This window comes from Roseomonas acroporae (assembly GCF_023223525.1).
Lineage (GTDB): Bacteria > Pseudomonadota > Alphaproteobacteria > Acetobacterales > Acetobacteraceae > Roseomonas_E > Roseomonas_E acroporae.
Genome location: NZ_JALPRX010000264.1, coordinates 1 through 248 on the forward strand (window position 1 = coordinate 1; position 248 = coordinate 248).

The window sequence follows — 248 nt, forward strand, 5'->3', positions numbered from 1 at the left end:
TCCGCCCGCCCTACGGCAAGGCCTACGTCAACCGGCCGAGGCAGTGCATCCTTGTAGGCACCACCAACGCCGAGGAATGGCTGAGCGACACCACCGGCAACCGCCGGTTCTGGCCACTCGCCTGTCGCCATGCCGACGTGCCCTGGATCCGCGAGTGGCGAAACCAGCTATGGGCCGAGGCGGCAGCCCGTGAGGCGGCAGGCGAAGCGTGGTGGCTCAGCGAGGAGCCGGCGCAGCAGGGAGCCGCG

Annotated in this window: 1 protein-coding gene; it reads left to right on the forward strand. The window is 70.6% G+C overall.

Annotation, left to right across the window (positions count from 1 at the left end):
* Positions 1-248 (forward strand): virulence-associated E family protein (locus M0638_RS28430; RefSeq protein WP_248670324.1); only part of this gene is annotated, 248 nt, incomplete at both ends.